The sequence below is a fragment of the Haploplasma modicum ATCC 29102 genome, assembly GCF_000687835.1.
Lineage (GTDB): Bacteria > Bacillota_I > Bacilli_A > Acholeplasmatales > Acholeplasmataceae > Haploplasma > Haploplasma modicum.
Genome location: NZ_JHYB01000002.1, coordinates 1 through 14,965 on the forward strand (window position 1 = coordinate 1; position 14,965 = coordinate 14,965).

The following is a 14,965-nucleotide window of genomic DNA, read 5'->3' on the forward strand; positions in this document are numbered from 1 at the left end:
CCTGGAGGTGGAGAAGCTTCCAAGGGTTGGACTGTTCGTCCATTAAAGTGGTACGCGAGCTGGGTTCAGAACGTCGTGAGACAGTTCGGTCTCTATCCGTCGTGGGCGTTGGAAATTTGAAGAGAGCTGCTCCTAGTATGAGAAGACCGGAGTGGACATACCACTGGTGTACCAGTTGGCCTGCCAGGGCCACAGCTGGGTAGCTACGTATGGAAAGGATAAACGCTAAAAGCATCTAAGCGTGAAGCCTCCTTTAAGATGAGATTTCCCAATTAGTAAGACCCCTTATAGACTATGAGGTTGATAGGCTGGGTGTGGAAGTGTGGTGACACATGGAGCTGACCAGTACTAATAGGTCGAGGACTTAACCTTTTATTTATACATATTTGTTACGAAAATTTATCTAGTTTTGAGAGATTGTCTGGTGACGATGGCGAAGTGGATCCACCTGTTCCCATCTCGAACACAGAAGTTAAGCACTTCAGCGTCGAAAATAGTCCTAAGGGGCGAAGATAGAACGTTGCCAGGCATTTTCTTACTTATTTTTTTATCAAAAAACCAATTTATATTGACATTTAAATAATTATTTACTATAATATTTATGTTGCCTACTTAGCTCAGTCGGTTAGAGCACTTGACTGTTAATCAAGGGGTCCTAGGTTCGAGTCCTAGAGTGGGCGCCACTATATAAATTTAAACAACCAAACGGTTGTTTTTTTTATGCTTTTGCGATGATTTGTTTATAAAACATGTAATTAATCATTGATTATGTATTTTTTATATGCTAAACTATTAGTAATTTAAGGGGGATAAAATGAAAAAGAAAATTTTTAGTATTTTTTTAATGTTATTAGTAACTGTTAGTTTAGTTAGTTGTGGTATTTTAGGATCTAAAAAAACATTTACTGCAAGGGGATTAACAATTGAACTTACAAGTGAATTTCATGAACAAGATTCAATGATTGGTGATATGTACCTTCAAGCAACTAAGTATGGTTTTATCAGTAATTCCGAATCTAAAAGTATGGTAGGTAACCATACATTAGAACGTTATACAGAGTTAGTTTTAGCAAATACCCAAAGTGGGGCAGTAGAAGAAATAAAAGAGTACAGTGATGATAATGTGACTTTCTACTACTCTAAATACTATGCAAGTGTAGACGGTACAGATTTTGGTTATTTCTTAGTAACATATATGACTGATAAATATTACTATACAACTAATTATTTTACTAAACGTGAAGATTTAGATAAACATTATGATAAATTTTTAAAATGGGCTAAAACTGTTGTTATTGATGAATCAATGAGATAATTATAAAACGCTTGATTGCGTTTTATTTTTATATAAATACAATTGATCAATAATAAATGTTATAATATTATTATAGATTTATTAGTTATTTTAAGCGAAAGGATAAATTAATTAATTTTAATTGGTATATATAATGAATTTTATAAGAGAAAAAAATAAGATATATGTTTTAAATGAAGATAATAAAAAAATAGTTAGAGCTACTTTTCCATTTGTTGAAAAGAATGTAATAAATGTTAATCATACATATGTAGATCCATCCTTGAGAGGTCAAGGCGTTGCATCTACCTTAATGGATGAAGTATATAATTATGCAAAAGAAAAAGGATATACAGTAGTAAATTCATGCCCATACGCAGTTGCGTGGTTTAAACGTCATCCGGAAAAATCTGATGTATTAAATAAAGATATAGAAGTTAACGAGGCATGTGCAATATTATGAGACTTTATTTACTAGCAATGGAATCAGAAGCAAAAGATATAATTAATTCGTATAAATTAGTACAGGATAAGCCATTTCAGTTATATAAAAATGATTATAATTTACTTGCTATAACAGGTATTGGTAAGGTTAATAGCGCGTTTGTATTAACATATGTAACACAGCACTTTGACATAACAGAAGTGGTTAATTTAGGGTTTGTAGGTGCATTTGGAAATTATCAGATTGGAGATAATATCTTTGTAGAAGAAGCAGTATATCATGATTTTAATTTAACCGTATTTGGTTATAAACATGGAGAAGTACCTAATATTAAAGAGGATTTAAAACCTGATTTTAATTACTACAATAAACTTAAGAATTACTTTAGAGGATCTAAACTATACACAGGTGATTCATTTCAAGAATCTAAAATTGATGATAATTTTATAGTTGATATGGAAGCTACTGCACTATTTCATGTATGTTTCTTATTAGGTCTTAAGATTGTATCAATTAAAACTGTTTCAGATGTGATAGGTTTAAATTCTAATTTAGAAGAGTATAAGAATTTTGAAGAAGTAGGTAGCAAAAATATTTTTGAATTATATAATAAAATAGAGGAGTTGTTAAAATGATTAAGGGTCTAATGTTATTAAACAATGGCGTTGAAGATGTTGAGGCACTAGCTACAAAAGCTTTATTAGTAAGAGCTGGTTTAGCTATTGATTTTTTTACACTCGAAAAAACTAAAAAAATTGAAACATCATATAACACATTTGTTGACGTTAATTATTTAGCAGATGAAGTAACATTAGAAAATTATGATTTTTTAGTTCTCCCAGGTGGTCCTCATGTAGCTAAATGGGTTGATTTAGATACTAAACTTGATAAAATAATTGAGTATTTTAATAATAAAAAAATGTTGATTGCGGCAATTTGTGCGGCACCACTATTTTTAAATAAATTTAATCTATTAGAAAATAAAGAATTTACGGCCTTTCCATCAGTTGTGCGAAAAATTAATGGTAATTTTGTTGACCTTAGAGTCATAAAAGTGGATAATATTATTACAAGTAGAGGTGCTGGTACAGTCTATGATTTTGCTTTTTTAATTGTAAAAACACTGCTTGGTGATGATGCTTTAGTAACTTTAAAAGAAAAAATTGCTTTTTATTAATAAAAAGTAAAAAAAAGATAAAAAGTTAATTAAAAGTATTGACTTAGTTATATATTTTGATATAATAAATAATGTGCTTATAAAGTGGCCCGTTGGAGAAACGGTTAACTCACATGCCTTTCACGCATGCACTCACGGGTTCGAATCCCGTACGGGTCACCATTTATTTATACACCTAGAGGCACCCATAGCTCAATTGGATAGAGCGTTTGACTACGGATCAAAAGGTTAGGGGTTCAACTCCTCTTGGGTGCGCCATCTAATTCGGGAAGTAGCTTAGCTTGGTAGAGCGCCTGGTTTGGGACCAGGAGGTCGCAGGTTCAAATCCTGTCTTCCCGACCATCTATAATTTAATAAATGCGGGTGTCGTATAATGGCTATTACCTTAGCCTTCCAAGCTAAAGACGTGAGTTCGATTCTCATCACCCGCTCCATTAGAAATAACATAGAGATACATTTTAGAGTGTACCTCTATTTTTTTTATATTTTATTGATGTTTTATTATCTGTATTTTCATCTTTAATGTAAAAATTCCGTATATTGAAAGAAGTATGAAAACTTAGTGTTAATTATGTTATAATAATTTAGAAGGTGAGAAATATGATTAATTTTAAGAAAATAAATATTGTTTTAGAAAATGAAATTGTTACTTCAAGCTTGAAAGTAACAAACGGAAAAATTGAATCAATTGGTAGTTCTAGTGATGAACAAGGATTTGATTTTAGTGACTATTATTTGGTCCCAGGCTTTATCGATCAACACATTCATGGTTCAGCTGGATTTGATATTATGGATGGAACATTAGAAGCGTTTGATGAGATGTCAAAATCATTACTTAAAGAAGGTACTACATCTTTTTTAGGTACAACAATTACTCAAAGTTTTGATAATATTGAAAAGACTGTTCACTTAATGGCTGATGCTAAAGTAAGTGGAGCAAACTTGGTTGGTGTTCACTTAGAAGGACCTTTCCTAAATAAAGTATTTAAAGGTGCTCAACCCGAACAATATATAATTCCAACAGATGTTAAAATGTTTGACAAATGGAATAAGTATAAAAATATCAAGATAATCTCAATGGCAGCAGAAGTTGATGAAGCTTTCAAATTAATAAAACATTGTAGCAAAAATAATATCATTGTTTCACAAGCACATACTAATGCAACATATGATATTTCAAGAAAAGCAATTGATAATGGAGCAAAAGGATTTACACATGCATATAACGCAATGAGCAAATTACATCATAGAGATATTGGTGTAGTTGGTAATATGTTATTAAATAATGATGCATATGCTGAATTAATTTGTGATGGTATTCATGTAAGCAAAGATGCTGTTAGATTACTTTATAAAAATAAGGGTAGAGAAAATATTATTTTAATCACCGATAGTATGAGAGCTAAATATTTACCAGATGGTAAATCAGAACTAGGTGGTCAAGAAGTATTTGTTAAAAATAATGAAGCAAGACTTGCTGATGGTACTTTAGCTGGAAGTATATTAAAAATGAATGATGGCGTAAGAAACATGATTGAATTTGCTAATGTTAGTTTAGTGGATGCTGTTTATATGGCTTCTACAAACCCTGCAAAGAATTTAGGACTAGATACTAAAGGATCAATAAAAAGTGGTTTTGATGCCGATTTAACGGTTTTAAATAAAGACTTAGAAGTAGTAATGACAATAGTTAATGGAAAAATAGTTTATGAAAAGGAATTGAAGAAATGAAAGTATTAATATTTGACACAAAAGAAACATTATTTGAAAGTTTATCTCACTATTATATTAATGAGATTAAAGCTAATCCAAATATTCATTTAGGTTTAGCAACGGGAGGAACACCAGTTCCACTTTATGAAAAATTAATCGAAGATCACAAATTAAATAAAACATCATATAAAAATGTTAAGACATTTAACTTAGATGAGTATGTGGGAATTGAAGAAACTCATCCTCAAAGCTACCGTACATTTATGAATGAAACATTATTTAATCATATAGATATTAATTTAAATAATACAAAAGTTCCAAGTGGAATGGCTAGTGATTTAGAGTTAGAAGCAAAAAAATATGATAAATTATTAGATGAACACGGTATTAATATTCAATTACTTGGTATTGGTACAAATGCTCATATTGGTTTTAATGAACCAGGTTCAAACTTAAATAGTGGAACAATAATTGCTCCACTTACTCAAGAAACAAGAGATGCAAATGTTAGATTCTTTAACGATATGAGCGAAGTTCCAACAGTATCTATTACAATGGGAATTGGCTCAATCCTAAAAGCAGATAAAATTATTTTAGTTGCAACTGGAGCAAACAAAGCAGAAGCAATTAAAAATACTATTGAAGGATATATTACAAAAGATGTTCCAGCATCAGCACTGCAAACACATAATGATGTTGTAATATATTTAGATAAAGAAGCAGCTTCTTTACTAAGTAAATAATTTATATAATAATTAAAAGTCCACTTGGGCTTTTTTATTTTATTTAGCAGATTAAAGTGCCTCTAAAAGCAACTACTTGTCATATTTATAAATATAAGATATAATATAAGTAAATAATATGGAGGTGTAGTAAAATGGGTTTATTTAAAAAATGGCGTGCAAAGAAAGCAGCTAAAAAACAATTGAAAGAGCAACAAAATAAAGACTTGATTAATAGGGTTGATGAAAAACCAACTAATGTAAAACCTGAAGAAAAACAATCACCAACACCAAAACCAACTGAAGAAGTTATTGAGCAAAAAAAAGTAGTTGAGCCTAAAAAAGAAGAAGAGACAAAAAAAGAAGCTACTGTAAAAAAAGCAGAAACTGAAACAAAGACAGAACCTGCAAAAGAAGTAAAACCGGTTAAGTATCATGTTTCTCAAAACAAAGATGAAAATAGCCAGTTTTATAAAAAGTGGCGTGTTAGAAAACAAGGATCACAAAAAGTAATTAAATATTTTGATACACAAAAAGAGGCGATTGTTTATGCTGAAGATTTAGCAGCAAAAGCAGGCACCCAAATTGTTATTCATAAATTAGATGGATCAATTAGAAAGCAAAAGTATTAATTTATTTAATACTTTTTTTTATAACTTAAATCCTTCAAAAACGATATTATCAAGATATTTTATTTTATCATTATACTCATTAATACTTTTAGCAGTATAACCAAAGATAATTCTATTTTTATTTTTTTCGCGTTTAATATATTTATTAGGAACATTTAAAATATTATATGAGATAAAATCAGGTTTAGTAAATTTATTAAACCACATTGATTTTAAAAACCATTTAGGTATTTTAGGTAATTTAGAATCAGCAAAAAACGAACTAATTTGTCCTCTAATATAATTTGGTTTATTTTTCTTAAACCAATAAACTATTCTAAAATCAAAGCTAAAAACTGCAAAGGGATAATTGTAGTTATCTAGTAAAGAAGTGAGAATTTTTAATTTCTTCTTATAATTTTTATGTGACTTAATCTCAATTAAAAGTGGAACTTTTCCGCCAACAATTTTTAAGATGTCACTAAATAAAGGAACTTGTTCCTTAGAATCTAAAAGCTTAAACTCTAATAACTCCTCATAAGTTATACTCTCTATATCAATATTATTATTAGTCATTCTTAATAAATTACTATCATGAAAACATACGTATTTATTGTCTTTGGTTGCAGTTACATCAAGCTCAATCGCGTATCCTTCTTTAATAGCATTTATGTAAGCTATAGTAGAGTTTTCTGGGATATTATCATTATTATTAAACAAGCCACGATGTGCATATTTAAAATCTTTTAAAAAATTAGTCTCTTTCATCTTATCAAATCCTTCTTAATGAATAATATAATACAAAGTTAGCGAATAGTCAATATTCATATTTTAGTTGACAAATTACTTTGAATATCATAAAATACTAGGTAGTTATGTAAGGAGGGAAGAAAAATGATTTTTGATAGAATTAAAGCTTTAGTTGAACAAGAAATGAATATTCCAGCTGAAAATATCTCTTTAGAGTCAAGAATAGCTGAAGATTTAGGAGCAGACTCAATCGATGCGATTGAATTAATTATGGGTGTTGAAGAAGAGTTTGATATTGAAATTAGTGATGATGAAGCTATGAATATTAAAACTATTGGCAACTTAGTTGAAGTAATTGAAAAGTTAACAAAATAATCTTATTTGAATAAGTAAAAAAATATCTATAAACTAAGTTGAAATAGACTTAGTTTATTTTATTTTTTATGATATAATAATTGTTAGTAAAAGTAGGTGTAATATATGAATTATAATTTTAAAGACATAGAAATTAAATGGCAAAATTACTGGTTTGAAAATAAAATGTTCAAAGCAAGTAATGATCCAAATAAACCAAAAAAATATATTTTAGATATGTTTCCATATCCTAGTGCACAAGGATTACACGTAGGACATATTAGCGGCTATACAGCAACTGATATTCTATCTAGATATTATCGTATGAAAGGATTTAATGTCTTACATCCTTTTGGTTGGGATGCATTTGGCTTACCAGCAGAACAGTTTGCATTAAAAACTGGGAAAGATCCAGAAGGTTTTACTAAAGAAAACATTTCAAACTTTAAAAAACAAATAATAAGATCAGGTAAGGGAATTGATTGGGACCGTGAAATTTCAACTGCTGAACCTTACTACTTTAAATGGACACAGTGGATTTTTAAAAAATTATACGAACATGATCTTGCAGAAATAAAAGATGTAGAAGTTAACTGGTGTAAAGATTTAGGAACAGTTTTGGCTAATGATGAAATCATTAATGTTGATGGAAAAATGGTATCTGAGAGAGGTAATTATCCAGTTGTTAAAAAAGCAATGAGACAGTGGGTATTAAAAATCACTAAATATGCTGACCGTTTACTTGATGATTTAGAATTAATTAATTGGACACATTCACTTAAAGAAATGCAAAAAAACTGGATTGGTAAGAGTCAAGGAGCAATTATTGATTTTAAGGTATTTGAAAGTAACCATAAAATTCAAGTATTTACAACAAGACCAGATACTATTTATGGTGTGACATATGTAGTTTTAGCACCTGAACATGAATTAGTTTCAAGTATTACTACTGATAGTGAAAAAGAGTCTGTTTTAAATTATATTGAAGAGACAAAACATAAATCAGATTTAGAAAGACAAACTAATAAAGAAAAAACTGGTATTTTTAGTGGTTCATACGCTATTAATCCTTTAAACAATAAAAAAGTACCAATTTGGATTGCAGACTACGTACTTCCAGAATATGGAACAGGAGCAGTTATGGCTGTTCCAGCTCATGATGAGAGAGATTTTGAATTTGCTCAAAATTTTGGGTTAGATATGATTGAAGTAATTAAAAATGATTCAGATGACTCATACACTGGAGATGGGATTCATTATAATAGTGGAATAATTGATGGCTTAAATAATGAACAAGCAACTAAGAAAATTATTGATTATTTAACACAAACAAAAACAGGATATGGTCATGCAACTTATAGACTTAGAGACTGGGTTTTCTCACGTCAAAGATACTGGGGCGAACCATTCCCTGTAGTTTATGATAGTGATGATAATATTATTATTTTAGATGAAGAAGATCTACCATTATTATTACCAAAAATGAAAAACATAGCTCCAAGTGGAACAGGTGAATCACCTCTTGCTAATGCACATTCATGGTTAAATGTTGAATATAAAGGGAAAAATGTAAGAAGAGAAACTAATACTATGCCTCAACTCGCAGGTAGTTCATGGTATTATATTGGCTTTATTCTAAAAGAAATTTTAGGCATGATTCCTTTAAATAGTGAAGAAGCAAAAGAAGAACTAAAAAAATGGTTACCTGTTGATATTTATTTAGGCGGGACTGAACATGCAGTGGGACACTTACTATATTCAAGATTCTGGCATAAATTCTTATATGATTTAGGAATTGTTGAAACAAAAGAACCATTTTTAAAACTAATTAATCAAGGGATGGTCCTTGGACCAGATAATCAAAAAATGAGTAAATCACGTGGGAATGTTATTAATCCCGATGATATCATTGATGAATTTGGTGCTGACACTTTAAGAGTATATGAAATGTTTATGGGTCCTCTTACAGCAGAAAAATCATGGTCAAATGAATCAGTTTCAGGAATTAAACGTTTCTTAGACCGAGTATTTAGAATGTATCAATTTGAAATAGTAGATGAAGTAGAAGAATTAAATAATGTTTATCATCAAACAATAAAAAAAGTTACTGAAGATATTGAAAATTTAAACTTTAACACAGCAATAAGTCAGTTAATGATTTTTGTTAACGATGCATATAAAGTTAAAAAAATTAGCCACGAACAGGCAAGAGGATTTATTAAACTATTAAATCCATTTGCTCCACATATCACAGAAGAAATAAATAAAGTTGTTTTAAATGTTAAAGAAGATCTAATTTATTCAACATGGCCAAGCTATGATGAAAAATATTTAGAAGTTAGTGAAATTGAACTTGTAATTCAAGTAAATGGTAAATTAAGAGCACGTATCATGACAAAGCCTAATTTAACTAATGAAGAATATGAAAAAATGGCTTTAAGTGATCAAAATGTTATTAAACATTTAGAAAACTTAACAATTAGAAGAGTTTTAGTTGTACCAAACAAATTAGTAAATATTGTAGCAAATTAAGATGGTTTATAACCATCTTATTCTTTTTATGATATAATAAAAAATAAGGAGTTGGAAAAATGTTAAGAGACATAAAAGATAATATTAATAGCCCTAAAAATGCCTTTAAGCATATAAATGATAAGATAATTAAATCAATTTCTTATTTATTAATTCTAACACTACTGATGATGTTACCTCTATTTATTTATATATTTACCGATAGAACTAAGCTAACTGTTTCACCTGAAGAAATTAGAAGTGAAGTTGGTTTATTTTTGTCTGATGAAATAAAGATTGTTGATGGCAAACTTTTAAATGAAAAAAATAATAAGGCATTTTTTGTATCTGGTTATTATTTTGTAATGGGGGATTATAATATTATTAATCCGGGTGTCGTTATTAGTTTTAAGGAAGAACATATTTCAATATCATTCTTAGTAAATAAATATACGAATACTGAAGTAGGAACTTATACTTATCAATCACTCGGAATGGAGAATTATTTGTTTAATAACTCTAACCGTAATGATTTATCATATAAATTAAGTAATGTTTTAGCTAATAACAATACAATTATTACTTACACATTTATTCAAGTATTTTTTTCATTCTTCATTGATATGATAATTATTGTTTTAATTTTAAGTTTATTAAGCAAAGTTAGTAGACCACTACCATTTACATATAGTAATCATTTTAATATTAATGCACATCTAACAACAATATATGCACTAATTATTTTAATTTCAGGATTGTTTGGGCTTGGATTTGGAACTATTATTGCTTGGATTGCAGTAATTTTATATAATAATATTGCATATCGTTCAATTCGAATAATTAAAAAGGAAGGGATTAGGTAAATGAATAAGTACCAAATATTTTTAGCACAGAGTAAATATCAAAATCCAATTCTTAAAGATTCCAGACTAGTAAAAGTGGTTGTTGATGATATTAAAAGTATCTGGATTTTTCATATTGAACTAAATGATTTCATTGAAGCAGATCTCTTATTTACATTTACTAAAACATTAAAAGATTATTTTAAGCATCAAGATATTTTAGAGATTGATATAAAATATCATCATTTAAATACTAATAATTTTGACAAAGAAGCTCTAAATTATTATGATAATACTCTTTATTACTTACAGGAATTAAAGTCATCATTTGATGCTTTAAAACAATTTAAAGTTACATATAGTAATAACACATATACAATTCATGTTGATAATGAGTCTTTATGGGTAAGGGAATATTTTAATGAAATTGCAAATGTTTTCTCAGATCTCGGTATAAAACCTAAATTAAAGTTAGAAGTCAACGAAGAATTAAAAACAATTAATCAAAAAATAAAAGATAGAATTGAAACTAGAGTTGAAAGACTTAAAGAGATTGAACCTGTAAAAAGAGAGATTGTTGAAACTAAAAAGATTTATAGTAAAACTAAAGCAAGCACAATCGAACTATCTAAAATACCAGTTGATCAATTTGGATTAGATAAATATATAAATGAGTTCGGTAATGACTTTTTTATTGTTGAAGGTGAAATTTTAGAAATTGAAGTTTTAGAAAAAGCTAATTTCAAATTATTAGAAATGATAATTGGTGATGATAGTGATGCTATTACCATTAAGAGTTTTATTAGAAAAGAAGAGGACTTATTTTTTGTTAAAAGTTTAAAGCCTGGTAATTTTGTTAATGTTGAGGATAAAGCTAAATTTGATACATTCTCAGGAGAAGTTACGATTACAACTAATAAAATATCATTAATTGAAGGTTTAAAGAAAGATAATAAAAAAGATAAAGCAAAAGAAAAAAGAGTGGAATTCCATGTTCATACGAAGATGAGTGATATGGATGGCGTATCAGAAGCTAAAGAATATATTGAAAGAGCAATTCAGTATGGTCATAGTGCAATTGCATTTACTGACCATAATGGAGTTTATGCGTTTCCAGATATATATAAGGCTGCTAAAGGCAAAGATATTAAAATAATTTATGGCGCAGAGTTAGATTTTGTTGATCCAGATAAATTTATCGTAATTTCAAGCGCATCAAAAGAAGTTGATTTAATCGATGACACATATGTGGTCTTTGACTTGGAAACAACCGGACTTTCAGCAACAAATGATAATATTATTGAAATTGGTGCAGTGAAAGTTAAAGGTGCTGAAGTTATTGCTAGATACCAAAGTTTTGTTAACCCCCACCGTGAGTTATCAGACTTTATTAAAGGATTAACTAAAATTACTGACGAAGATTTAGTAAATGCAAGAAACATTGATGAAGTATTAACAGAGTTTTTAGAGTTTGTTGGTGATTCAACAATGGTTGCTCATAATGCATCTTTTGATATGAAATTTATTCTTGAAAACTCTAAAAAATTAGGAAAAGAATTTAAGAATCCTTATATAGATACCCTACACCTTGCAAGATACTTTTATAATCAAGAAATAAAGCGATTTAATTTAAAAAGTTTATCTAAGTATTTTAAAGTTGAACTTGAAAATCACCATAGAGCTGATGAAGATGCTGAAGCAACAAGTAAAGTATGGATTAAAATGCTTTATGAATTAAGAGAAAAAGGAATTAAAACCCCAGCTGATTTATATAATAGTATTGATAAAAACGAATCATTTAAACATTTAATGCCAAGCCATGTAACAGTTCTTGCCAAAAATCAAGACGGATATAAGGACCTTTTTAAAGTAATTAGTTATGCACTAACTAAGAATTATTATAATGGTGCAAGAACAATTAAAGAAGAATTAATTGGCTTAAGAAAAAATCTTTTAATCGGAAGTGCTTGTGATTCAGGTGATGTTTTTGAAGCAGCACTAAACGGAAGAGAAGAAGATTTAATTGAGGCAATTAAATTTTATGATTATATTGAAGTTCAACCGCCAAGTGCATATAAACATGTAATCGATAAAATTGACTTTAACGGATATGAAGTAGTAACCGGTACAATTGCTAAAATTATTAAATATGCAAAACAACAAGATAAAATTGTGATTGCTTCTAGCAATGCACATTATGTTGATAATGCAGATGAGTTATATAGAAAAATAAATGTTAAATCAAAAATTGTCGGTGGAGGGTTACATCCACTTTATCACGCTAAAGAATTACCAAAACAATATTTTAGAACAACTAATGAAATGTTAGATGAATTTGATTTTCTAGGTCATGATTTAGCAAAAGAAATAGTAGTAACTAATACTAATCTTTTAAATAATATGATTGAAAGTGTTAGAGCATTTCCTAAAGAATTATACTCACTTCCAGATGATGCATTCCAAAATATTGGAATAACTAGTATTGAAGAAGAAACAAGGAAACTTGTTTTAGATGAAGCAACAAGACTTTATGGCTCTAATCCCCATCCAATAGTAACTGAGCGAATTGATAAAGAATTAAAAAGTATTATTGGTAACAAGTTTGCTCCAATTTATTATATTTCTCACTTACTAGTTAAAAAATCATTAGAAGATGGATATCTAGTAGGATCTAGAGGTTCTGTTGGATCAAGTTTTGTAGCAACTCTAATGGGCATTACAGAAGTAAACCCATTAAAGCCTCACTACAGATGTAAAAAAGGCCATTTTACGGCATTTAAACTAGATCAAAACGAAATATATGAATACGGAATAAGTGAGCAAGAAAAGGAAGTACAGAGTTATTTTGATAAGGTTCAATCAGGCTTTGACTTAGAAGACTTAAACTGCCCTATTTGTAATGAGCGATTAGTTAAAGATGGACATGATATTCCGTTTGAAACTTTCCTAGGTTTTGCAGGTGATAAAGTTCCTGATATTGACTTAAACTTCTCAGGAGACTATCAGTCAAAAGCTCATGAGTATATTAGAGAATTATTAGGTGAAGATTATTCATTTAGAGCAGGAACTATCGGTACAGTTGCTGATAAGACTGCATATGGTTATGTACTTGGATATTTAGAAGAAAATAATTTAAATGTACGAAAAGCTCAGATTAAAAGAATGGCTAATAAAATGGTTGGAGTTAAAAGAACAACCGGACAACATCCAGGTGGAATTGTTGTTGTGCCAAAAAACAAAACAATTTATGATGTAACACCAATCCAGTATCCAGCCAATGATACTTCAAGCAATTGGTATACTACTCATTTTGATTATCACTCATTTGAAGATAACTTATTAAAACTTGATATCTTAGGACATGATGATCCAACACTTATTAAGTATTTAATGGATGAAGTATATAAAAATCCTAGTGATTTTCCTTTTGATAAAGCAACCGATATTCCATTAGATGACCACAATGTTTATAAAATGTTTAGTGGAACAAAGGCACTAGGAATAAAAGAAGAAGATATATTAAGTGAAGTAGCATCTTTTGGTATTCCAGAGTTTGGGACACCATTTACTCGTGAAATGTTAAGAGATACAAAGCCAAGTACGTTTGCAGGATTAGTAAAAATATCTGGTCTTTCTCATGGGACTGATGTTTGGTTAAAAAACTCTAAAGATTTAATTGCGGGTGATACAAAATTTGATAAAGTAAGTTTTGATGATATTATTGCTTGCCGTGATGATATTATGGTGCAATTATCAGAAATGGGACTAGATCCCTTTAAGGCTTTTGAAATAATGGAGTTTGTGAGAAAAGGTAAACCAAGTAAAGATACAAAAACTTGGAATACATATGTTGAAGAGATGGAAAAACATGAAGTACCTGAATGGTATATTTGGTCAGCAAGTCAAATTAAGTATATGTTTCCTAAAGCTCACGCTACAGCATATGTTTTAATGGCAATGAGAATAGCATGGTTTAAATTTTACAAACCAGTCTTATTTTATAGTGGATTTTTCTCGAAAAGAGCAAGTCAATTTGACTATGAGTCAATGATTCTTGGAACTAACGCTATTAGAAATAAATTAAACCAATTAGAAAAAATTCCAATGTTTGAAAGAAAAGTCAAAGATAATGATTTAATCGTAACTCTTGGGGTTGCTCTTGAGATGTCACTTAGAGGAATTAAGTTTTTACCTGTTGATATAAATAAATCAGAAGCAACAAAGTTTTTAATTGAAGGTGATAAAATTAGAATGCCATTTATTAGTGTAGGTGGTTTAGGTGAACAAGTAGCTTATGGAATTGTAGAAGCAAGAACTGAAAAAGCTTTTGATTCAATTAAAGATGTTAGAGAAAGAACAAAAATTAATAAAACAGTTCATGATTTATTAATTGAGTATGGAGCATACGGTGATTTAAAAGATGAAAGTTTTCATATTAATGAAGGATTCTTAAATGAAACTCACTTTAGATGAATTTGGTAAAAAGTGTAAACTAGCAAATTTAATTGCATAACACAATATATTAGATTATAATATTAGCAAAAGA

General features: G+C 29.1%; 12 protein-coding genes, 5 tRNA genes and 2 rRNA genes. 18 read left to right on the forward strand and 1 reads right to left on the reverse strand.

Translation table 11 applies throughout. The features are described 5' to 3' along the window. The 14 genes from T352_RS0100010 to T352_RS06735 all read left to right on the forward strand — a co-directional run. Positions 1-372, forward strand: a 23S ribosomal RNA gene (locus T352_RS0100010); the annotation flags it as partial. Between the two features lie 48 nt (positions 373-420). Next, positions 421-529: ribosomal RNA gene (rrf, locus tag T352_RS0100015) — 5S ribosomal RNA — on the forward strand. A 77-nt stretch (positions 530-606) separates the two neighbouring features. Then, positions 607-683 (forward strand) — tRNA-Asn (locus T352_RS0100020). Positions 684-814: 131 nt separating this feature from the next. Next, a complete protein-coding gene (locus T352_RS0100025) occupies positions 815-1,315 on the forward strand; it encodes a hypothetical protein (RefSeq protein WP_026391212.1) in 501 nt (166 codons plus the stop codon). Between the two features lie 133 nt (positions 1,316-1,448). Beyond that, entirely contained in the window at positions 1,449-1,757 is a 309-nt protein-coding gene (locus tag T352_RS0100030; RefSeq protein ID WP_162151035.1) for a GNAT family N-acetyltransferase, read from the forward strand. Further along, on the forward strand, positions 1,754-2,374 hold the full coding sequence (locus tag T352_RS06730) for a 5'-methylthioadenosine/S-adenosylhomocysteine nucleosidase family protein (RefSeq protein WP_162151036.1): 621 nt from the start codon (positions 1,754-1,756) through the stop codon (positions 2,372-2,374). The genes T352_RS0100030 and T352_RS06730 overlap by 4 nt, the downstream gene beginning before the upstream one ends. Next, positions 2,371-2,916: a DJ-1/PfpI family protein gene (locus T352_RS05875; RefSeq protein WP_051615603.1), complete on the forward strand. Its 546-nt coding sequence runs from the start codon at positions 2,371-2,373 to the stop codon at positions 2,914-2,916. The genes T352_RS06730 and T352_RS05875 overlap by 4 nt, the downstream gene beginning before the upstream one ends. 86 nt (positions 2,917-3,002) lie before the next feature. Next, positions 3,003-3,078, forward strand: a tRNA-Glu gene (locus tag T352_RS0100045). Positions 3,079-3,097: 19 nt separating this feature from the next. Next, positions 3,098-3,174: transfer RNA gene (locus tag T352_RS0100050), tRNA-Arg, on the forward strand. 7 nt (positions 3,175-3,181) lie between these two features. After that, positions 3,182-3,258: transfer RNA gene (locus tag T352_RS0100055), tRNA-Pro, on the forward strand. A 17-nt stretch (positions 3,259-3,275) separates the two neighbouring features. Continuing rightward, positions 3,276-3,350: transfer RNA gene (locus T352_RS0100060), tRNA-Gly, on the forward strand. Between the two features lie 166 nt (positions 3,351-3,516). Further along, the gene (gene nagA, locus T352_RS0100065) at positions 3,517-4,647 is read left to right on the forward strand and encodes an N-acetylglucosamine-6-phosphate deacetylase (RefSeq protein WP_162151037.1); all 1,131 of its coding nucleotides are present in this window, start codon (positions 3,517-3,519) and stop codon (positions 4,645-4,647) included. Further along, a complete protein-coding gene (gene nagB, locus T352_RS0100070; RefSeq protein ID WP_026391216.1) occupies positions 4,644-5,372 on the forward strand; it encodes a glucosamine-6-phosphate deaminase in 729 nt (242 codons plus the stop codon). The genes nagA and nagB overlap by 4 nt, the downstream gene beginning before the upstream one ends. Positions 5,373-5,506: 134 nt before the next feature. Then, complete coding sequence (locus tag T352_RS06735) at positions 5,507-5,983, forward strand: DUF2188 domain-containing protein (RefSeq protein WP_051615606.1); 477 nt, start codon at positions 5,507-5,509, stop codon at positions 5,981-5,983. Between the two features lie 18 nt (positions 5,984-6,001). Here the strand turns inward: T352_RS06735 and T352_RS0100080 are convergent, their stop codons facing one another. Then, positions 6,002-6,730: a glycerophosphodiester phosphodiesterase family protein gene (locus tag T352_RS0100080; RefSeq protein WP_026391217.1), complete on the reverse strand. Its 729-nt coding sequence runs from the start codon at positions 6,728-6,730 to the stop codon at positions 6,002-6,004. A gap of 126 nt (positions 6,731-6,856) precedes the next feature. On the opposite strand from T352_RS0100080, the gene acpP reads away from it, so the two are divergent. From acpP to T352_RS05885, 4 genes are all read left to right on the forward strand, one after another. Then, positions 6,857-7,087 (forward strand): acyl carrier protein, encoded by a 231-nt coding sequence (gene acpP, locus T352_RS0100085; protein WP_026391218.1) that lies wholly within the window; start codon positions 6,857-6,859, stop codon positions 7,085-7,087. Between the two features lie 105 nt (positions 7,088-7,192). Continuing rightward, positions 7,193-9,598 carry a leucine--tRNA ligase gene (leuS, locus tag T352_RS0100090; RefSeq protein WP_026391219.1) on the forward strand — a complete coding sequence of 802 codons (2,406 nt, stop codon included), beginning with the start codon at positions 7,193-7,195 and terminating at the stop codon, positions 9,596-9,598. Positions 9,599-9,657: 59 nt separating this feature from the next. Further along, positions 9,658-10,440 (forward strand): DUF1189 family protein, encoded by a 783-nt coding sequence (locus tag T352_RS0100095; RefSeq protein ID WP_026391220.1) that lies wholly within the window; start codon positions 9,658-9,660, stop codon positions 10,438-10,440. Then, on the forward strand, positions 10,441-14,892 hold the full coding sequence (locus T352_RS05885) for a PolC-type DNA polymerase III (protein ID WP_162151038.1): 4,452 nt from the start codon (positions 10,441-10,443) through the stop codon (positions 14,890-14,892). Positions 14,893-14,965: the final 73 nt, after the last annotated feature.

Excerpts from the sequence above, each read along its gene's own strand:
- T352_RS0100025 (WP_026391212.1), top strand. The coding sequence starts at position 815 with ATGAAAAAGAAAATTTTTAGTATTTTTTTAATGTTATTAGTAACTGTT.
- T352_RS0100030 (WP_162151035.1), top strand. The coding sequence starts at position 1,449 with ATGAATTTTATAAGAGAAAAAAATAAGATATATGTTTTAAATGAAGAT.
- T352_RS06730 (WP_162151036.1), top strand. The coding sequence starts at position 1,754 with ATGAGACTTTATTTACTAGCAATGGAATCAGAAGCAAAAGATATAATT.
- T352_RS05875 (WP_051615603.1), top strand. The coding sequence starts at position 2,371 with ATGATTAAGGGTCTAATGTTATTAAACAATGGCGTTGAAGATGTTGAG.
- nagA (WP_162151037.1), top strand. The coding sequence starts at position 3,517 with ATGATTAATTTTAAGAAAATAAATATTGTTTTAGAAAATGAAATTGTT.
- nagB (WP_026391216.1), top strand. The coding sequence starts at position 4,644 with ATGAAAGTATTAATATTTGACACAAAAGAAACATTATTTGAAAGTTTA.
- T352_RS06735 (WP_051615606.1), top strand. The coding sequence starts at position 5,507 with ATGGGTTTATTTAAAAAATGGCGTGCAAAGAAAGCAGCTAAAAAACAA.
- T352_RS0100080 (WP_026391217.1), bottom strand. The coding sequence starts at position 6,730 with ATGAAAGAGACTAATTTTTTAAAAGATTTTAAATATGCACATCGTGGC.
- acpP (WP_026391218.1), top strand. The coding sequence starts at position 6,857 with ATGATTTTTGATAGAATTAAAGCTTTAGTTGAACAAGAAATGAATATT.
- leuS (WP_026391219.1), top strand. The coding sequence starts at position 7,193 with ATGAATTATAATTTTAAAGACATAGAAATTAAATGGCAAAATTACTGG.
- T352_RS0100095 (WP_026391220.1), top strand. The coding sequence starts at position 9,658 with ATGTTAAGAGACATAAAAGATAATATTAATAGCCCTAAAAATGCCTTT.
- T352_RS05885 (WP_162151038.1), top strand. The coding sequence starts at position 10,441 with ATGAATAAGTACCAAATATTTTTAGCACAGAGTAAATATCAAAATCCA.